A 19779-nucleotide genomic window follows, 5' to 3' on the forward strand; every position below is an offset into this window, starting at 1 on the left:
AAAACATGGTTATTTATTATCAACTCTTCATTAAACAAAACCACACATTTAGAGTGGTTATAAACCTGCAAAAATAACGGCCAATACTGGTGAACAAACGACCAGATGTGATATAGTTCACAAAAATCATGTAACAGAAACAATGTTTCATTCATGTTATTGCCCGTCGATAGCCAGAGTATCACACCCTCGGTGAACACCCCCGCGCTGTCCTGGGCATCCAGACTTTCTGAGGACGTTTTTCATGGCGACAATAACAACTGGCGTGGTTCTTCTGCGGTGGCAACTACTCAGCGCGGTGCTGATGTTTTTAGCCAGTACGCTCAATATCCGTTTTCGTAAATCAGATTATATTGGCCTGGCCGTCATTAGCAGCGGTTTGGGGCTGGTTTTTGCCTGCTGGTTTGCGACTGGATTGCTCGGCATAACCCTGGTGGATATGTCCGCTATCTGGAAGAACATTGAAACCGTAATGGTTGACGTGATGAGCCACACACCGCCAGATTGGCCGATGGTGTTGAACTGATAACAAAATTGCATATGGCTACCCCAGTCTTGAGGTAGCCATTATTTTCAGCGTAGCGCAGTGGGATTAGAACGGAATATCGTCGTCGAAATCCATCGGCGGCTCATTAGACGGTGCTGCCGGCGCTGACTGTTGCGGGCGAGACTGTGCGCCGCCGCTGAACTGGTTGCCACCCTGCGGCTGCTGAGGTTGACCCCAACCGCCCTGCTGCTGACCGCCACCTGCCGGAGCACCACCACCCTGACGACCACCCAGCATTTGCATGGTGCCGCCAACGTTAACCACAACTTCTGTGGTGTACTTTTCTACACCGGACTGATCGGTCCATTTACGGGTACGCAGCTGACCTTCGATATAGACCTGAGAACCTTTACGCAGATATTCGCTGGCCACTTCCGCCAGTTTGCCGAACAACACAACACGGTGCCATTCAGTCTGCTCTTTCATTTCACCGGTCGCTTTATCACGCCAGGATTCGGAAGTAGCCAGCGTAATGTTGGCAACTGCGCCACCATTCGGCATATAGCGTACTTCCGGGTCCTGGCCCAGATTACCGACGAGAATCACCTTGTTTACGCCTCTGCTGGCCATGATCGTGTCTCCTGAAAAACGTTACTGAATAAGTGTAAGCGCGGGATTGTAGCATTTCCAATAGCGCTTTTACTACGTTGCGAAGTTGATTCCAGTAAACAACCCCAGCCAGACATTGTTGCACAGACGTCTGCGTTTTGCATTCCAATACTGTATATCCATTCAGGTCAGGTTGTGTCATAATTAACCGTTTGTGATCGCCGGTAGCACCATGCAGCCAGGCAAAAAAGCGTTTAATCCGGGAAAGATGAATGGATAAGATCGAAGTTCGGGGCGCCCGCACCCATAATCTCAAAAACATCAACCTCGTCATCCCGCGCGACAAGCTGATTGTCGTCACCGGGCTTTCGGGCTCAGGCAAATCTTCGCTCGCTTTCGACACCTTATATGCCGAAGGGCAGCGTCGTTACGTTGAATCCCTTTCCGCGTACGCGCGTCAATTTCTGTCGCTGATGGAAAAACCGGACGTCGACCACATTGAGGGGCTCTCTCCTGCCATCTCAATTGAACAAAAATCGACGTCCCATAACCCGCGATCCACGGTAGGTACAATTACCGAAATTCACGACTATCTGCGTCTGCTGTTTGCCCGCGTTGGCGAGCCGCGCTGTCCGGATCACGACGTCCCCCTGGCAGCGCAGACCGTAAGCCAGATGGTGGATAACGTCCTGTCGCAGCCGGAAGGTAAGCGTCTGATGCTGCTGGCGCCGGTGATCAAAGAGCGTAAAGGCGAGCACACCAAAACGCTGGAAAACCTGGCAGGCCAGGGCTATATCCGCGCCCGTATCGACGGTGAAGTCTGTGACCTTTCCGATCCGCCCAAGCTTGAGCTGCAAAAGAAACACACCATTGAAGTGGTGATTGACCGCTTTAAAGTCCGTGACGATCTCACCCAACGACTGGCGGAATCCTTTGAAACCGCGCTGGAACTGTCCGGCGGTACGGCGGTCGTTGCCGATATGGACGACCCGAAAGCGGAGGAGCTGCTGTTCTCCGCCAACTTCGCCTGCCCTATCTGCGGCTATAGCATGCGCGAACTGGAACCGCGGCTGTTCTCCTTTAACAACCCGGCGGGCGCGTGTCCAACCTGTGACGGTCTCGGCGTGCAGCAATATTTCGATCCTGATCGGGTGATCCAAAACCCGGAACTGTCGCTGGCCGGTGGTGCTATCCGCGGTTGGGATCGCCGTAACTTCTATTACTTCCAGATGCTTAAGTCTCTGGCGGAACACTATAAATTCGACGTTGAAGCCCCGTGGGCCAGCCTGAACCCTGCTGTGCATAAAGTGGTACTGTACGGTTCCGGTAAAGAGAATATCGAATTTAAATACATGAACGATCGCGGTGATACGTCCGTACGTCGCCATCCGTTCGAAGGCGTATTGCACAATATGGAGCGCCGCTATAAAGAGACGGAATCCAGCGCAGTACGTGAAGAATTAGCCAAGTTCATCAGTAACCGTCCTTGCGCCAGCTGTGAAGGGACGCGTTTACGCCGGGAAGCCCGTCACGTATTTGTTGAAAATACGCCGCTGCCTGCGATTTCTGACATGAGCATCGGTCATGCAATGGATTTCTTCAACAATCTGAAGCTCGCAGGTCAGCGGGCGAAGATTGCCGAGAAAATTCTTAAAGAGATTGGCGATCGTCTGAAGTTCCTGGTCAACGTCGGCCTCAACTACCTGACGCTATCGCGGTCGGCGGAAACACTCTCCGGCGGTGAGGCCCAGCGTATTCGCCTGGCAAGCCAGATCGGCGCGGGTCTGGTCGGTGTAATGTACGTACTGGATGAGCCGTCTATTGGCCTGCACCAGCGCGATAACGAACGTCTGCTGGGTACGCTTATCCACCTGCGTAATCTGGGTAATACCGTTATTGTGGTCGAGCACGATGAAGACGCGATTCGCGCCGCTGACCACGTTATCGATATCGGCCCGGGCGCGGGAGTTCACGGCGGTCAGGTCGTCGCCGAAGGGACGCTTGACGACATCATGGCAGTGCCTGAGTCGCTGACCGGCCAGTACATGAGCGGTAAACGCAAGATTGAAGTGCCTAAACAGCGCGTTGCGGCTGACCCAGAGAAAGTGCTGAAACTCACCGGCGCACGCGGTAACAACCTGAAAGATGTCACCCTGACGCTGCCGGTAGGTTTATTTACCTGCATTACCGGTGTTTCCGGTTCGGGTAAATCGACACTGATTAACGACACACTGTTCCCGATTGCACAGACGGCGCTGAACGGTGCGACGCTGGCTGAACCTGCGCCGTATCGCGACGTTCAGGGCCTGGAGCATTTCGACAAAGTGATCGACATTGACCAAAGCCCGATTGGCCGTACGCCGCGCTCTAACCCGGCAACCTACACCGGCGTATTTACACCAGTGCGCGAACTGTTTGCCGGTGTACCGGAGTCACGAGCACGCGGTTACACGCCGGGGCGTTTCAGCTTTAACGTCCGTGGCGGACGCTGTGAAGCCTGTCAGGGCGACGGCGTGATCAAAGTCGAAATGCACTTCCTGCCGGATATCTACGTGCCGTGCGATCAGTGCAAAGGCAAGCGCTATAACCGCGAAACGTTAGAAATTAAGTACAAAGGCAAGACTATCCACGAAGTGCTGGATATGACGATTGAAGAAGCACGTGAGTTCTTCGATGCCGTTCCGGCGCTGGCGCGTAAGCTGCAAACGCTGATGGACGTTGGCCTGACGTACATTCGACTGGGTCAGTCCGCTACCACGCTCTCGGGCGGTGAAGCACAGCGCGTGAAGCTGGCGCGCGAACTGTCCAAACGCGGTACCGGGCAAACGCTGTATATTCTCGATGAGCCGACCACCGGTCTGCATTTTGCGGATATTCAGCAACTGTTGGACGTGCTGCATCAACTCCGGGATCAGGGCAACACCATCGTAGTGATTGAGCACAATCTGGACGTGATTAAGACCGCAGACTGGATTGTCGATCTCGGTCCGGAAGGCGGCAGCGGCGGCGGCGAAATCCTTGTCTCCGGCACACCAGAAACTGTCGCTGAGTGTGAAGCCTCACACACGGCCCGCTTCCTCAAACCGCTGTTGTAATTACGCAACACTTGTCTGGCCTACAGAATACGCATAAAGCCTGTAGGCCGGATAAGGCGCAAGCGCCGCATCCGGCGAAACGGATCAGGGCTGCGTCAGTATCCGGCGTTTATCTTCCGGCAACGTGTTCACAGCCTGCTGATAAGAGGCGTCGACCAGATAATAAATCTGTGAATCCGGCAGCGAGCCGTCCAGATACACCGTACTCCAGTGCGCCTTATTGAGATGCCTGCTTGGCCGAACATCGCTATGCTGCTGGCGCAACAGTTCTGCCAGTTCAGGGCTGGTTTTCAGAGACACCGCCGGGCGTTCTTCCACCTCTTTTACCATGGCAAAAAGCACATCTTCGACTTTGATTTGCGTGGCCTTCCAGTCACTGTGAACGCTCTGCTCCGCGCCCGTTTTTGCCATGCAGTATTGCAGCAACTCCGAATTCGTCATCTTTATTCCCCTTACCAGCATATTGCCTCATGAGAACATCTTTTATTCAGTGTGCAGCAAGTCCGCAAAAGGTAAAAGCCAGTAATGTAAATTTGTTTAAAAAAACAGCAACCCGCAGCCAGCGTCCTCAATATTCCGAGTTGACGATCACCTCTTCACCAAACGCACCGGCCTGTGGCAACGGCTTATAAGTGGAGTTAGAGGCGCGCAAAATGCGAATACCGCGAATACCCACGTCGCGAGCGGCGGTAATGTCATTATCGGAGTCACCGTAGAACATGCGGATATTTTTATCCTGCAGCCACTGCGTTTTGGTGTTCTGACCCGGCTTGTCGCCGGCAAAAATGACCGGATTCATATTTCCAGCTGGGATGTGAAAGTTATCAGACAACGTTTTCGACACCGTTTCAGTCTTCGTCTGGCTACGCCCGGTCACGAAAAAGATGCTGTCACCGCGACGCACGTGCATATCAATCAGTTGGCGCGCGACTTCTTTTGGAATACTAAACTCGTCCCAGCCATTGTTCATTTTTTCCCAGAAGGCCGGATTCTTCAGGTAATCCTCACTGTCCGGAGAATACGTTTTTTTACCGCGCCAGAAGCCAGGGCTGGAAAAGAGGACGGTGTCATCAATATCAAACCCGACGGCCATCGGTGGACGTCCGGTCAGACTGTTTTCAATTTGTGCCACGGAGACCCAGTGAATGGGTGCCTGCTCAGCGAGTTTTGCAACGTTAGTGCCTGGATTGAGCTGAGAGGGAGAAGAAACGAGTGCCTGGGCTGGCTGATTTAGCGTGAACAATAAACAAACGGCACTCAGTGCCAACGTAAACTTGCGCATATTTTTCCCTAAGTAGTCAGTTAGTTATCATTTTTTTATTAACAACTGGTCAAAAAACTATCTGACCTTACCCCTTAGGGGAAGGGAAAGGAAGGATTTTCTCTGGTTTTGTCCTGGAAAAGGAGCACGATCACATTGGAAAACAGGCCTGATGGCGCGACGCTTATCAGGCCTGCAAAGTCGATTACATGACGGCGGCAAATGCCTTCGCCACGCGCTGCACGTTACCGTGATTCAACCCGGCCACGCACATGCGACCGCTGGCGATCAGGTATACACCGAACTCATCACGCAGACGATCAACCTGGGCTGCGCTAAGCCCGGTATAGCTGAACATCCCGCGCTGTTGCAGCAGGTAGTCAAAGTTACGGCCTGAGATCTCCGTATTCAATACGTTAACCAACTCCTGGCGCATCGCCAGAATGCGGGTACGCATCTCTTCAACTTCCGCCAGCCAACTGGCTTTCAGCGCGTCATCACCCAGTACCGCGGCAACTACCTGCGCACCAAAGTTTGGCGGGCTGGAGTAGTTCCGACGCACCGTCGCTTTTAGCTGCCCCAGAACGCGACTGGCGGCTTCAGCATCTTCACATACCACTGACAGTCCACCGACACGCTCGCCGTATAAGGAGAAAATCTTCGAGAATGAGTTACTGACCAGAGCAGGCAATCCGGCGCTGGCAATGGCGCGAATCGCATAGGCATCGTCTTCCATTCCGCCGCCGAAACCCTGGTAAGCAATGTCCAGGAACGGAATCAGATCGCGTGCTTTCAGGATCTCAATAACGCTATCCCACTGCGCAGGCGTTAAATCCGCCCCTGTCGGGTTATGGCAGCACGGATGTAGCAGCACGATGCTGCGCGCCGGTAGGGTATTCAGCGTTGCCAGCAGGTCGTTGAAACGCACGCCGTTGGTCGTGTCGTCATACCATGGGTAAGTGCTTACTTCGAATCCGGCACCTTCAAAAATCGCGATATGGTTTTCCCAGGTCGGATCGCTGACCCACACGCCAGAATCAGGGAAATAACGTTTCAGGAAGTCTGCGCCAACCTTTAACGCACCGGAGCCGCCCAGCGTCTGAATGGTTGCGACGCGCTGCTGCTGGAGAACCGGATGTTCTGCGCCAAACAGCAGCGGCGCAATAGTATGGCGATACGTGTTCAGACCTTCCATCGGCAGATACAGCGAAGCGCCATGCGGTTTGGCATTGAAGCGGGCTTCCGCTTCCGCCACAGCTTTAAGCTGAGGAATAATGCCGTCTTCGTTGTAATACAGGCCGATACTGAGATTCACTTTGTCGCTACGTGAATCTTCTTTGAAGCGCTCCATGAGCGATAAGATCGGGTCGCCGGCGTAGGCGTCAACTTTTTGAAACACGTGTGGTTCTCCGGGTTTACAGGCAGGGGTTAAGAACACAATAAACCGGAAGTGGGAGAAGATCGAGAGGATGTTGAGAGGAATATTGCCGGAAGGCGGCGTAACCACCTGTCCGGCACATCATGCTGCTAATCGATATACTTCATCGCTACCCTTGAGGTCAGGCGCGTAATAAGTTCGTAAGCACTTACTTTCGTCATTTCAGCAATACGTTCAACGGGCAAGCCCTCGCCCCACAGAATCACCGAATCGCCGGCTTTATCCTGCGCTTCGGGGCCTAAATCGACGCAGATCATATCCATCGCGACGCGACCGACGATCGGCACTTCACGGCCATTGACCAGTACCGGCGTCCCCGAAGGCGCTGCGCGCGGGTAACCATCGCCATAGCCCATCGCTACCACGCCAAGACGCGTGTCGCGCTCACTCAGCCAGGTTCCACCATAACCAACCGGCTCCCCCGCTTTGTGCTCGCGCACCGCAATCAGGCTTGAGGTCAGCGACATTACCGGCTGGCAGCCAAAATCAGCGCCGATGGAGTGATTTTCCAGTGGCGATACGCCATACAGAATCAGCCCCGGACGCGCCCAGTCGAAGTGAGACTGCGGCCACAGCAAAATACCACCCGACGCGGCAATCGAACGCTGCCCCGGTTTGCCTTCACAAAAACTGTTGAAGATATCGAGCTGTTTTTCGGTCGCGCCACACTCAGGCTCGTCCGCGCGAGCAAAGTGGCTGACGATATTGACCGGTTGGCGCACGTTTTCACACTGTGTTAAGCGCTGATAAAACGCCTCGGCCTGCTCAGGGCGTACGCCCAGGCGGTGCATACCGGTGTCGAGCTTCATCCAGACGGTAACGGGTTCAGCCAGTTTAGCGGCTTCCAGGGCTTCGAGCTGCTCCTGGTTGTGGACGGCAGTATGCAGGCGCTGCGCGGAAATAGTCGGCAGATCGGAGGCATCAAAAAATCCCTCCAGCAGCAGGATGGGCTGCGTGATCCCTCCCGCTCGCAAGCGCAGGGCTTCTTCAAGACGAGCGACACCAAAAGCGTCCGCATCGGGGAGCGTTCGCGCGGTCTCTAACAGACCATGGCCGTAGGCGTTCGCTTTCACGACCGCAACCAGTTTGCTGGCTGGAGCCAGTTCACGCAGACGTTGCAGGTTGTGTCGCAGAGCGCGGCGGTTAATGACTACAGTTGCCGCTTGCATTTGTATTCCTTAGAAATTACTCATCGTCATATTGAGGACCGGCATAGTTGTCGAATCGCGACCACTGTCCGTTAAACGTCAGGCGAACCGTTCCGATCGGGCCGTTACGTTGCTTACCAATAATGATTTCTGCGATCCCTTTCAGGTCGCTGTTTTCGTGATAAACCTCATCACGATAGATAAACATGATTAAGTCGGCATCCTGCTCGATGGAGCCAGACTCACGCAAATCCGAGTTGACCGGACGCTTGTCGGCACGTTGTTCCAGAGAGCGGTTAAGCTGCGACAGCGCCACCACCGGTACATGCAGTTCTTTCGCTAACGCTTTCAGCGAGCGGGAAATTTCAGCAATTTCCAGCGTACGGTTGTCGGAAAGCGACGGCACGCGCATCAGCTGCAGGTAGTCGATCATGATAAGTCCGATACCGCCGTGTTCACGGGCGATACGACGGGCACGCGAACGCACTTCCGTTGGCGTCAGGCCGGAAGAGTCATCAATATAGATGTTTCGTTTCTCCAGCAAAATACCCATTGTTCCGGAAATTCGCGCCCAGTCCTCATCATCCAGTTGACCGGTACGGATTTTAGTTTGGTCTACGCGTGAGAGCGAGGCCAGGGAACGCATCATGATCTGTTCTGAGGGCATTTCAAGACTAAAGATAAGAACCGGCTTATCCTGCAACATCGCCGCATTTTCAACGAGGTTCATTGCAAATGTCGTTTTACCCATCGACGGACGCGCGGCGACAATAATTAAGTCTGACGGCTGCAAACCAGCAGTCTTTTTATTGAGGTCGTCATAACCGGTGTTCACCCCGGTGACGCCGTCGTGCGGTTGCTGGAACAGCTGCTCGATACGCGCGACGGTGGCGTCGAGCACATCCGTAATATTTTTCGGGCCTTCGTCTTTATTAGCGCGGCTTTCCGCGATTTTAAAGACACGGGATTCTGCAAGGTCCAACAGATCTTCACTGGAGCGTCCTTGCGGATCAAAACCGGCTTCCGCGATTTCGTTTGCAACTGAAATCATGTCACGAACAACGGCGCGTTCGCGGACGATATCCGCATAAGCGCTAATATTCGCCGCACTTGGCGTGTTTTTAGACAACTCAGCCAGGTAAGCAAAACCGCCGACGCTGTCCAGTTGTCCCTGAACTTCCAGCGACTCTGCCAGCGTGATCAGATCGATAGGTTTTCCCATCTCCTGCAGGCGATGCATTTCCGTGAAGATATGTCGGTGCGGTCGGGTATAAAAATCTTCCGCCACCACACGCTCGGCGACATCGTCCCAGCGTTCGTTATCCAGCATTAAACCGCCCAACACCGACTGTTCCGCTTCAATCGAGTGCGGCGGTACTTTCAGCCCGGCGACCTGGGGATCGCGCTCACGAGCATCAGTCTGTTGTTTGTTGAAGGGTTTATTTCCTGCCATAGTGAATGGAGTTACCGAGATAATGATTGGGTCGAAAGATTACCACATTTCTTTTGGAGGAAGCATGGCAACACGTATTGAATTTCACAAGCATGGTGGCCCTGATGTACTCAAGGCAGTGGAGTTTACGCCCGTAGACCCGGCGGAAAACGAAATCCAGGTCGAGAACAAAGCGATTGGGATCAACTATATCGACACCTACATCCGCAGTGGTCTTTATCCACCGCCTTCCCTGCCCAGCGGTCTGGGTACCGAAGCTGCCGGCGTAGTCAGCAAAGTCGGCAGCAAAGTGACACACATTAAAGCTGGCGATCGCGTGGTGTACGCCCAGTCTGCTCTTGGCGCCTACAGCTCAGTGCATAACGTTCCGGCCGATAAAGCCGCCATCCTGCCTAACGCTATCTCGTTTGAACAAGCTGCCGCCTCGTTTCTTAAAGGGCTAACCGTTTTTTATCTGTTACGTAAAACCTATGAAATTCAACCTGATGAGCCGTTTTTGTTCCATGCGGCTGCGGGCGGCGTCGGCATGATTGCCTGCCAGTGGGCAAAAGCCTTGGGTGCGAAGCTGATTGGTACCGTCGGCAGTGCGCAAAAAGCGCAAATTGCACTGCAGGCTGGCGCATGGCAGGTCATTAACTATCGTGAAGAGAGCATTGTTGAGCGAGTGAAAGAGGTAACTGGCGGTAAAAAAGTGCGAGTGGTGTATGACTCGGTGGGGAAAGATACCTGGGAAGCCTCGCTGGATTGTTTACAGCGCCGGGGATTAATGGTCAGCTTTGGTAATGCTTCCGGGCCGGTGACCGGCGTGAACTTAGGCATTCTGAACCAGAAAGGTTCGCTCTACGTGACCCGTCCTTCTCTACAGGGTTACATCACCAATCACCGCGAATTAACCGAAGCCAGCAATGAGCTTTTCTCGCTGATTGCCAGTGGAGTGATCAAAGTGGATGTCGCGCCTGGTCAAACGTTCGCACTGCACGATGCACAGCGTGCTCATGAAGTACTGGAAAGCCGTGCCACGCAGGGATCGAGTTTGCTAATTCCTTAAGATGACGGGGAAAGAAAGAATTAGGGCTTCCCGCAGGAAGCCCTTTCTTTTTTTAGTTCGGCTGTATGTAGGGTACAGCTCGATGAATTCGTTAACCTGGCAATAGTGACAGATTTGATAATCAATTCCTATTTGGTTCTAAAGGCAATGTTGCAGGTTGTGACGTACCGCTCAATACCTTAGTAAAACCGGCGGTTATTGCGCTGATACTGTGGGACTTTTGGCGCTTTTATCGCCTTGATCACCCACACCACGGCAACAGCCAGTAGCAGCCAGGGCAACAGTTTAATCATCAAGGCAAATAGTCCGCCCAGAAACATCACGGCGGTGGCTACGACCAATGCAGCCAGAACGCCCAGCAAAGATACGCCGGTGACCATCAGCATGATAAAAAATCCAATCACAAAAAGTAGTTCCAGCATGGCTCTCTCCCGAAATGAAATTCTCTCCATTGCTTTACAAGAAACATGCCAAAAATAATGCGTTGATTTATAAAGAAAACGCCCCGCGACAAAGCGCAGGGCGTGGTGAAATTAACTAACTTTTGGTGAAAACTTAACGCTTGTCTGCCACCAGCTTCAGCGCGTGCTCCAGAACGTTAATATCTGCCCCGGCTTTATGTGCATTCTCGCTCAGATAGCGACGCCACTGACGGGCACCAGGGATGCCCTGAAACAGCCCCAACATATGGCGTGTCACATGTCCCAAATAGGTTCCCTTACTCAGTTCACGCTCAATATACGGGTACATGGCACGCACCACGGCGACTGGATCGGTATCTTCGGTGGTAGCTGCAAAAATCTCGCGGTCAACGGACGCCAGAATGCCTGGGTTTTGATACGCCTCACGCCCCACCATCACGCCATCCATATGTTGCAGATGAATTTTCGCTTCTTCCAACGATTTAATGCCGCCGTTGATCGACATCATCAGATGCGGAAAATCACGCTTTAACTGATAAACACGGTCATAATCCAGCGGTGGAATTTCGCGGTTTTCTTTCGGGCTTAACCCGGACAGCCAGGCCTTGCGGGCGTGAATGATAAACATCTCACATTCGCCTTTGCCAGATACCGTGTTGATGAAATCGCAGAGGAATTCGTAGCTGTCCTGATCATCAATGCCGATACGAGTTTTCACCGTTACCGGAATCGACACCACGTCGCGCATTGCTTTGATGCAATCGGCGACCAGTTGCGCATTCCCCATCAGGCAGGCGCCAAACATGCCATTCTGTACGCGGTCGGAAGGACAACCCACGTTGAGATTGATTTCGTCGTAGCCCCGCTGTTCAGCGAGCTTTGCGCACTGCGCCAGCGCCGCAGGATCGCTCCCGCCCAGTTGCAATGCGACCGGATGTTCTTCTTCGCTATACGCCAGATAATCGCCTTTACCATGAATGATTGCCCCAGTGGTTACCATCTCCGTATAGAGCAGCGTCTGGCTGGACAGTAAGCGCAAAAAGTAGCGGCAGTGTCTGTCCGTCCAGTCGAGCATCGGCGCGATAGAAAAACGATGAGCGGGAAAAGCGGTAGACTGAGATTCAGGCAGCATGGCGAATATTCAAGCATCCGGTTAAAAAAGGGGCGCTACTATAGCATAGACCGTTACGATAGTGAGCCACATCCTCGCGGCTCACTCCCCCTGACCCTAAACAAAAGCTATTTACGCCCCGGTTTTCCGTCGTGAGATCCAAAAAACTGCGGCGGATGGTCGACCCAGCGATCCTCACGTGTAGCGGCATAGACCGGGTTAAGTGGATAATAAATGCGGTTGTATTTTTTGTTCGCCTCACCCACGACTAACAGGCGCACCTCTTCACTGGTGTTATTGATAAAGGTATGGCACACGCCTGTACCTGCCGGGAAACCGACGCTGTCGCCCGGTTCCAGCTTCCATAAATACCCGTTAATCCAGGCCTCAGGATAACCTTCCAGCACGTAGATAAATTCTTCCTCATCGCTTTCGGCGTGCGGGTACGAGGTACGCCGACCCGGCGGCAGGCGTTCATGATGAATGCCGAGTCGTCCTAACCCCAACTTGCGGGCAAGCGGCGCGCCAATAGCAAATAGCTCATCGCTGTCAGGATAAGTGGAGTCATCAGCCCCCTCAACCTCACGCCAGTGGCGAATACAATCGGGTTTTTTCATGGTTTTTTTCCAGTATTGCGATGCGTCAGGTATAGCACACCACGGTGGATCTCGGTGTTTTAAGCAGAACATGTTAAAGTAAGGGATTAACCTTCCACGCAAATCGAGGCGCCAAATGGACAAAACCACTACGCAAGAGTTATTGGCTCAAGCTGAAAAACTCTGCGCGCAACGCAACGTGCGGCTTACGCCACAACGCCTCGAAGTACTGCGCCTGATGAGCCTGCAGGAAGGTGCGATCAGCGCCTATGACCTGCTCGACCTGTTGCGGGAAACTGAGCCGCAGGCTAAGCCACCTACCGTATATCGTGCGCTCGATTTTCTGCTGGAACAAGGTTTCGTGCACAAGGTGGAATCCACCAACAGCTATGTGCTTTGTCATCTGTTCGATCAGCCAACCCACAGTTCAGCAATGTTCATTTGCGACCGCTGTGGCGTGGTAAAAGAAGAGTGTGCGGAAGGCGTGGAAGACATCATGCATACACTAGCAGCAAAAATGGGCTTTGCACTGCGGCATAACGTTATTGAAGCCCACGGGCTGTGTCCGGCCTGTGTGGAAGTTGAGTCATGTCGCCATCCTGGCGAGTGCCAGCATGACCATACGATTCAGGTGAAGAAGAAAGTTGGGCGCTAGGTAAGCGGGAAGAGCGTACATCCTTGTACTCTCAGGAGGGAAGGGTTAATTACCAGCGGTAATCATTACGTTTTTCCCAATCGTTAACTTCTTTCTCCGCCTGATCTTTCGCGTAACCGTAACGCTCCTGGACTTTACCGACCAGTTGGTCACGTTTACCTTCAATGACCGTCATATCATCATCGGTCAGTTTGCCCCATTGCTCTTTCACTTTACCTTTAAACTGCTTCCAGTTGCCGCCGACTTCGTCTTTATTCATCATCAAGTCCTCATCGTTAGGTTGTGAATAGCGAGAGTGCCATGTCCAGACACATGCTGTTTTTGCTGGACGTGAGAATAAGTGTAGTCAGTGATTCTGGGTTTTATTTACTATTCGGAATTTTTAACCATCCCGCTCAGGCAAACCAGGTTCCATTACGCCAGTGACGTCGCCAGATAAAGGCCAGTGAAAGCCCGCGCAACGCCAGGAAAACGGTTAACGCCAACCACAAGCCATGATTTCCCAGCCACGGCAAAGTCAGCAGCGTTAATGCGAATCCTGTGGCGGCAACGGCCATACTGTTGCGCATTTCTGCCGCGCGCGTCGCGCCAATAAACATTCCGTCGAGCAGATAACACCAGACACCCACCAGCGGTAACACCACCTGCCAGAAAAGATAGCGATCGGCCAGCTGTTGGATCTGCGGCAGCGAGGTCAGCAGCGCAACAATCTGCTCGCCAAACAGGGCATAAATCAACGAAAACAAAATAGCCACAATACCGGACTGTCGGCAGGCCGCCCGCCAGACGTCCAGCAACTGGCTACCGTCTCGCGCCCCATAGGCCTGGCCCGAATGCGCTTCCACGGCATAGGCAAATCCATCCAGCGCGTAGGCGGTAAAGGTTAACAGGGTCATCAGAACGGCATTAACCGCAATGATATCGCCTCCCAGACGCGCACCCAGCACCGTGATTGCGCCAAAACAGAGCTGCAGCAGTAGCGAGCGCAACATGATGTCACGGTTAAGCGCCAGCAAACGGCGGAAGTTGCCACGCCACGCCTGCTTCAGCATTGCCAGCGAAATTCCGCGCATATGCAGGACTTTGCGCACCATCATCAGGCCGATCAGCAAGGTGGCATATTCAGCAATCACCGTTGCCAGTGCCGCACCCTGCACGTTCATATGCAGGCCCATCACCAACCATATATCGAGCACAATGTTGAGAATATTGCCGACAATCAACAAGATAACCGGCGCACGCGCATACTGAACGCCAAGCAGCCAGCCGAGCAGCACCAGATTCGCCAGCGAGGCGGGTGCGCTTAACCAGCGAATTTCGAGGAAACGTCGGGCCTGCTCCAGTACCGCTTCACTTCCGCCAACAATGTGCAGAGCCAGATCGATAATCGGCGTACGAAAAAGTGCGATAAGCACCCCCGCCCCCAGCGCCAGCATGAGCGGCTGCACCAGTGCGCGCGCCAGCGCCTGCGGATTTTTCGCACCAAATGCCTGGGCGGTAAGACCGGTGGTGCTCATGCGCAAAAAAAGCAGCAGCATAAAAAGAAAACTGGTTGCCGTAGCACCAACCGCAACACCGCCAAGATAGACCGGACTATCAAGATGACCAATCACCGCGGTATCCACCAGTCCCAGCAGGGGAACGGTGATATTGGAAAAGATCATGGGTAAGGCGAGGTGCCAGAGTGCTTTATCAGAAGAGGTAAAGAAAGGCATACAGGAGGGCCTGAGAAGAAGTTAGACGTACTGGATAATGTGATGCAGGCCCGGCAAGCGCAGCGCTACCGGGCACGTTGCCGGATGGCGACGTCATCGTCTTATCCGGCCTACAGGGATTCAACAGAAAATTACAGCCATTCACCGTTACGGATGACGCCTACTGCCAGCCCTTCAATAGTGAAGTTTTGTTCGCGCAGGTCGACAACGATAGGTTTGAATTCGCTGTTTTCTGGCAGGAGTTCAACCTTGTTTCCCTGCTTTTTCAGGCGCTTAACCGTAACTTCGTCATCAATACGGGCAACAACAACCTGGCCGTTACGCACGTCCTGGGTTTTATGCACAGCGAGTAAATCACCGTCCATAATCCCGATATCTTTCATCGACATACCGCTAACGCGCAGAAGAAAATCGGCGTTCGGTTTGAACAGTGAAGGATCGACTTGATAGTGGCCTTCGATGTGCTGCTGCGCCAGAAGTGGCTCACCGGCTGCCACGCGCCCCACAAGCGGTAACCCTTCTTCTTCCTGCAACAGTCGAATACCGCGCGATGCGCCGGATACAATTTCCAGCACACCTTTACGCGCCAGCGCTTTCAGGTGTTCTTCAGCTGCGTTTGGGGAACGGAACCCCAAACGCTGCGCGATCTCCGCACGCGTCGGTGGCATACCTGTCTGGCTGATGTGATCTCTAATGAGATCAAACACCTCTTGTTGCCTGGCCGTTAACGCTTTCATTCCGCCCCCTGGGTGTATATACAGTTATGCTGTGAGTATATACAGCTAAAGGCGATTTTGGAACCGCAAACTGCACAAAAAACAGGAGATTTATGCAGTTGTGGAAGCCTTATCGCAAATGCGACCACAACAGGATGCCCCAGGTGATTAGAGCGACAAAAATAGACAGCAATACCGCAGCCGACCCCATATCTTTCGCCCGACCGGAAAGTTCGTGGTACTCAGAACCAATACGATCAACTACCGCTTCAATCGCACTGTTGAGGATTTCAACGATCATCACCAGCATCACAGAACTAATCAACAACACGCGGGTAATTGCATCAACATCCAGCCAGCAGGCGATGGCGACGCCCAGCAGGACGGCAACACTTTCCTGACGGAATGCCGCCTCATTAATCCATGCGGCGCGAAAACCTTTCCAGGAATAACCTGCAGCTTTGATAATTCGGGTGAATCCAGTGGTATTATTGGCCATCAAAAAGAACCTTTTTACATTATTAGCGTCAATGTCATTGTAACGTTACCCCGTTTGTTCAGGGTGTGGCAAAGCAGCGCGAAGTATGACCGGATACCACAGAAATTCACTAAACTTTCTGATATCCTTGCAGCGCATTTGCATTATTAACCAGAGGCTTTACATCGTTTATGTCCGGCTGGCCACGAATTTACTACAAATTACTGAATTTACCATTAAGCGTCCTGGTAAAAAGCAAGTCTATTCCAGCAGAACCTGCTCCGGAATTGGGACTCGATACTTCGCGTCCCATTATGTACGTCCTACCGTACAATTCGAAAGCAGACTTGCTGACGCTGCGTGCCCAATGTCTGGTGCACGACCTCCCCGATCCCCTGGAACCACTAGAGATAGACGGAACGCTGTTACCGCGCTACGTGTTTATTCACGGCGGTCCGCGTGTATTCACCTATTACACGCCGAAAGAAGAGTCCATCAAGCTGTTCCACAACTATCTCGACTTGCATCGCAGCAATCCGGATCTGGATGTGCAGATGGTGCCGGTTTCGGTGATGTTTGGCCGTGCGCCAGGGCGTGAGAAAGGCGAGGTCAATCCGCCGTTACGTATGCTAAACGGCGTACAGAAATTCTTTGCGGTGTCCTGGCTGGGTCGCGACAGTTTTGTCCGCTTCTCCCCGTCAGTTTCTCTGCGTCGTATGGCGGATGAACACGGTACGGATAAGATCATCGCCCAGAAGCTGGCTCGCGTGGCGCGTATGCACTTTGCTCGCCAGCGCCTGGCCGCTGTCGGCCCGCGCCTCCCTGCCCGCCAGGATCTGTTTAATAAGCTGTTAGCTTCAAAAGCGATCGCTCGTGCGGTAGAAGATGAAGCGCGCAGTAAAAAAATCTCCCACGAAAAAGCGCAGCAAAATGCCATTGCGCTGATGGAAGAGATTGCCGCCAACTTCTCCTACGAAATGATTCGTCTGACGGACCGTATTCTGGGCTTTACCTGGAACCGTCTGTATCAGGGGATTAACGTTCACAATGCTGAACGTGTACGCCAGTTGGCGCATGATGGGCATGAAATCGTTTACGTTCCGTGCCACCGCAGCCATATGGACTATATGCTGCTGTCGTACGTTCTGTACCATCAGGGTCTGGTGCCGCCGCACATCGCAGCCGGTATCAACCTGAACTTCTGGCCCGCGGGTCCGATTTTTCGCCGTCTGGGCGCGTTCTTTATTCGTCGTACCTTCAAGGGCAACAAGCTCTATTCCACCGTATTCCGTGAATACCTGGGCGAGCTGTTCAGCCGTGGTTACTCGGTTGAGTACTTTGTCGAAGGGGGCCGTTCACGTACCGGTCGTCTGCTCGACCCGAAAACCGGCACGCTGTCGATGACTATTCAGGCGATGCTGCGCGGCGGTACACGTCCGATTACCCTCGTTCCTATTTACATCGGCTATGAGCACGTAATGGAAGTGGGCACCTACGCAAAAGAGCTGCGTGGCGCGACGAAAGAGAAAGAAAGCCTGCCGCAAATGCTGCGTGGCTTAAGCAAGCTGCGTAACCTGGGTCAGGGCTACGTCAACTTTGGTGAACCAATGCCATTGATGACTTACCTCAACCAGCATGTGCCGGAGTGGCGTGAATCTATCGACCCTATCGAGTCTATCCGCCCGGCCTGGCTGACGCCGACGGTGAATAACATTGCCGCCGATTTGATGGTACGCATTAACAACGCAGGCGCGGCCAACGCCATGAACCTGTGCTGTACTGCTTTACTGGCCTCCCGCCAGCGCTCTCTGACCCGTGAACAGCTGACCGAACAACTCGACTGCTACCTGAGCCTGCTGCGCAATGTGCCGTATGCTGCGGATTCGACTGTGCCGGCACAGAGCGCCAGTGAACTGATCGACCACGCCTTGCAGATGAACAAGTTTGAGGTCGAGAAAGACACCATCGGTGACATCATTATTCTGCCGCGCGAGCAGGCGGTATTGATGACCTACTACCGCAATAACATTGCGCATATGCTGGTTCTGCCTTCGTTGATGGCAGCCATTGTGACTCAGCATCGTCGTATTTCACGCGCCGCGTTGCAGCAGCATATTGATGCGCTGTACCCGATGCTGAAAGCGGAGCTGTTCTTACGCTGGGAGCGTGATGAGCTTGCCGGAGTGATTGACGAACTGGCCAGCGAAATGCAGCGCCAGGGACTCATCACCCTGACCGATGACGAACTGCATATCAATCCAGCCCGCTCCCGCACGCTACAGCTGCTGGCCGCAGGTGCTCGCGAGACGTTGCAGCGCTACGCCATTACCTTCTGGCTGCTGAGCGCGAACCCGTCCATCAACCGTGGCACGCTGGAGAAAGAAAGCCGCACCGTGGCGCAACGCCTCTCAGTGCTGCACGGCATTAACGCGCCGGAATTCTTCGATAAAGCCGTGTTCAGCTCTCTGGTGCTGACGCTGCGTGACGAGGGATTCATCAGCGATACCGGAGATGCCGAACCGGAAGAGACGATGAAGATCTATCAGATGCTGGCCGAACTGGTCACGTCAGATGTGCGTCTGACCATCGAGAGCGCCACTCAGGGCGAGTAAGCATAAAAAAACCGGTCGGAATGACCGGTTTTTTATTTTGCAGGCTAAGCCAAAATCAAAAATGCCAGTAGCTCATTGCCAGGCCTAAGAACAGCACCAGGCCGACGTAGTTATTGTTCATAAACGCTTTAAAGCAGGCATCACGTTCACGGTTAACGATCAGTTTCTGCTGATAGACAAACAGCGCGCCCGCCACCAGCAGAGACCAGTAATAGCCCAGTCCCAACCCGTTTAACCAGCCCACCAGCGCCATCAGCACCAGCACGCCTACCTGCAAAATACCAATAATCAGCTTGTCGTTCTGACCGAACAGGATCGCTGTCGATTTAATGCCAATCTTCAGGTCATCATCCCGGTCAACCATGGCATACTGCGTATCATAAGCCACCGCCCAGAGAATATTCGCAAGGAACATCAGCCAGCAGCTCAGTGGTACGGATTCACTCACGGCGGCGAACGCCATCGGGATCGACCAGCCAAACGCCGCCCCCAGCACCACCTGCGGCAGATGCGTATAGCGCTTCATAAACGGGTAAACCCACGCTAATGCTAATGCCGCAACGGACAACAAAATGGTCATCGTGTTGAGGGTCAAAACCAGCAGGAAGGCCAGCAGCACCAATACGACGAACAGCGTTCGGGCTTCTTTCTCGGTGACAGCCCCGCTCGGCAGCGGTCGATTCGCGGTGCGTTTGACGTGCCCGTCAAATTTCCTGTCGGCATAATCATTCACCACGCATCCGGCGGCGCGCATTAACCAAACGCCAGCGACAAAAACCGCCAGGATCCACAGTTGCGGCATGCCTGGGGTCGCCACCCACAGAGCCCACAGCGTAGGCCAGAGCAGCAGTAAGGCGCCGATTGGCTTATCCGTACGCATCAAGCGGTGAAACGCCAGCAGCTTATTCTGCGTCAGACTCCACTCCATCTTTATC

Annotated in this window: 19 protein-coding genes; 5 read left to right on the plus strand and 14 right to left on the minus strand. The window is 53.4% G+C overall.

Features of this window, described 5'->3' with window-relative positions:
• Window positions 1-244 precede the first annotated feature (244 nt).
• On the plus strand, window positions 245-526 hold the full coding sequence (locus tag OGY04_RS09740; protein WP_003826625.1) for a YjcB family protein: 282 nt from the start codon (window positions 245-247) through the stop codon (window positions 524-526).
• A gap of 66 nt (window positions 527-592) precedes the next feature.
• Here OGY04_RS09740 and ssb1 read toward each other — a convergent pair whose 3' ends face one another.
• A complete protein-coding gene (gene ssb1, locus OGY04_RS09745) occupies window positions 593-1117 on the minus strand; it encodes a single-stranded DNA-binding protein SSB1 (RefSeq protein WP_003826621.1) in 525 nt (174 codons plus the stop codon).
• A gap of 251 nt (window positions 1118-1368) precedes the next feature.
• Between ssb1 and uvrA the strand changes: the two genes are divergently transcribed.
• Window positions 1369-4191 (plus strand): excinuclease ABC subunit UvrA, encoded by a 2823-nt coding sequence (uvrA, locus tag OGY04_RS09750; protein ID WP_003826619.1) that lies wholly within the window; start codon window positions 1369-1371, stop codon window positions 4189-4191.
• An 84-nt stretch (window positions 4192-4275) separates the two neighbouring features.
• Here the strand turns inward: uvrA and OGY04_RS09755 are convergent, their stop codons facing one another.
• From OGY04_RS09755 to dnaB, 5 genes are all read right to left on the minus strand, one after another.
• On the minus strand, window positions 4276-4632 hold the full coding sequence (locus OGY04_RS09755) for an MmcQ/YjbR family DNA-binding protein (RefSeq protein ID WP_008786927.1): 357 nt from the start codon (window positions 4630-4632) through the stop codon (window positions 4276-4278).
• 127 nt (window positions 4633-4759) lie between these two features.
• The gene (gene aphA / locus OGY04_RS09760; RefSeq protein WP_003826615.1) at window positions 4760-5473 is read right to left on the minus strand and encodes an acid phosphatase AphA; all 714 of its coding nucleotides are present in this window, start codon (window positions 5471-5473) and stop codon (window positions 4760-4762) included.
• A 184-nt stretch (window positions 5474-5657) separates the two neighbouring features.
• A complete protein-coding gene (tyrB, locus tag OGY04_RS09765) occupies window positions 5658-6851 on the minus strand; it encodes an aromatic amino acid transaminase (RefSeq protein WP_258893365.1) in 1194 nt (397 codons plus the stop codon).
• 128 nt (window positions 6852-6979) lie between these two features.
• Window positions 6980-8059, minus strand: a complete 1080-nt coding sequence (gene alr / locus OGY04_RS09770) for an alanine racemase (RefSeq protein WP_003826612.1) — start codon at window positions 8057-8059, stop codon at window positions 6980-6982.
• A gap of 16 nt (window positions 8060-8075) precedes the next feature.
• Window positions 8076-9491, minus strand: a complete 1416-nt coding sequence (gene dnaB / locus OGY04_RS09775) for a replicative DNA helicase (RefSeq protein ID WP_003826610.1) — start codon at window positions 9489-9491, stop codon at window positions 8076-8078.
• A 64-nt stretch (window positions 9492-9555) separates the two neighbouring features.
• On the opposite strand from dnaB, the gene OGY04_RS09780 reads away from it, so the two are divergent.
• Entirely contained in the window at window positions 9556-10539 is a 984-nt protein-coding gene (locus tag OGY04_RS09780) for a quinone oxidoreductase (protein ID WP_008786924.1), read from the plus strand.
• 179 nt (window positions 10540-10718) lie between these two features.
• On the opposite strand, the gene pspG is transcribed toward OGY04_RS09780, so the two are convergent.
• The 3 genes from pspG to OGY04_RS09795 all read right to left on the minus strand — a co-directional run bounded on the left by pspG (window position 10719) and on the right by OGY04_RS09795 (window position 12689).
• Entirely contained in the window at window positions 10719-10961 is a 243-nt protein-coding gene (pspG, locus tag OGY04_RS09785; RefSeq protein ID WP_003031713.1) for an envelope stress response protein PspG, read from the minus strand.
• A 133-nt stretch (window positions 10962-11094) separates the two neighbouring features.
• A complete protein-coding gene (gene dusA / locus OGY04_RS09790) occupies window positions 11095-12093 on the minus strand; it encodes a tRNA dihydrouridine(20/20a) synthase DusA (RefSeq protein WP_060683093.1) in 999 nt (332 codons plus the stop codon).
• Window positions 12094-12200: 107 nt separating this feature from the next.
• Window positions 12201-12689: a cupin domain-containing protein gene (locus OGY04_RS09795; RefSeq protein ID WP_286585189.1), complete on the minus strand. Its 489-nt coding sequence runs from the start codon at window positions 12687-12689 to the stop codon at window positions 12201-12203.
• A gap of 115 nt (window positions 12690-12804) precedes the next feature.
• Between OGY04_RS09795 and zur the strand changes: the two genes are divergently transcribed.
• The gene (gene zur / locus OGY04_RS09800; RefSeq protein ID WP_003031709.1) at window positions 12805-13323 is read left to right on the plus strand and encodes a zinc uptake transcriptional repressor Zur; all 519 of its coding nucleotides are present in this window, start codon (window positions 12805-12807) and stop codon (window positions 13321-13323) included.
• Between the two features lie 49 nt (window positions 13324-13372).
• On the opposite strand, the gene OGY04_RS09805 is transcribed toward zur, so the two are convergent.
• The 4 genes from OGY04_RS09805 to OGY04_RS09820 all read right to left on the minus strand — a co-directional run bounded on the left by OGY04_RS09805 (window position 13373) and on the right by OGY04_RS09820 (window position 16253).
• The gene (locus OGY04_RS09805; protein ID WP_003031706.1) at window positions 13373-13582 is read right to left on the minus strand and encodes a CsbD family protein; all 210 of its coding nucleotides are present in this window, start codon (window positions 13580-13582) and stop codon (window positions 13373-13375) included.
• Window positions 13583-13718: 136 nt separating this feature from the next.
• Window positions 13719-15038, minus strand: coding sequence for an MATE family efflux transporter DinF (dinF, locus tag OGY04_RS09810; protein WP_286585190.1), 1320 nt, complete (start codon window positions 15036-15038; stop codon window positions 13719-13721).
• Window positions 15039-15169: 131 nt separating this feature from the next.
• On the minus strand, window positions 15170-15775 hold the full coding sequence (gene lexA, locus OGY04_RS09815) for a transcriptional repressor LexA (protein ID WP_137370415.1): 606 nt from the start codon (window positions 15773-15775) through the stop codon (window positions 15170-15172).
• Window positions 15776-15884: 109 nt separating this feature from the next.
• On the minus strand, window positions 15885-16253 hold the full coding sequence (locus OGY04_RS09820; RefSeq protein WP_286585191.1) for a diacylglycerol kinase: 369 nt from the start codon (window positions 16251-16253) through the stop codon (window positions 15885-15887).
• A gap of 170 nt (window positions 16254-16423) precedes the next feature.
• Between OGY04_RS09820 and plsB the strand changes: the two genes are divergently transcribed.
• Complete coding sequence (plsB, locus tag OGY04_RS09825; protein WP_008786919.1) at window positions 16424-18844, plus strand: glycerol-3-phosphate 1-O-acyltransferase PlsB; 2421 nt, start codon at window positions 16424-16426, stop codon at window positions 18842-18844.
• Window positions 18845-18899: 55 nt separating this feature from the next.
• Here plsB and ubiA read toward each other — a convergent pair whose 3' ends face one another.
• Window positions 18900-19772, minus strand: a complete 873-nt coding sequence (ubiA, locus tag OGY04_RS09830) for a 4-hydroxybenzoate octaprenyltransferase (RefSeq protein ID WP_003826589.1) — start codon at window positions 19770-19772, stop codon at window positions 18900-18902.
• Window positions 19773-19779 lie beyond the last annotated feature (7 nt).

This window comes from Citrobacter sp. Cpo091, assembly GCF_030332645.1.
GTDB classification, from domain to species: Bacteria; Pseudomonadota; Gammaproteobacteria; order Enterobacterales; family Enterobacteriaceae; genus Citrobacter; species Citrobacter portucalensis.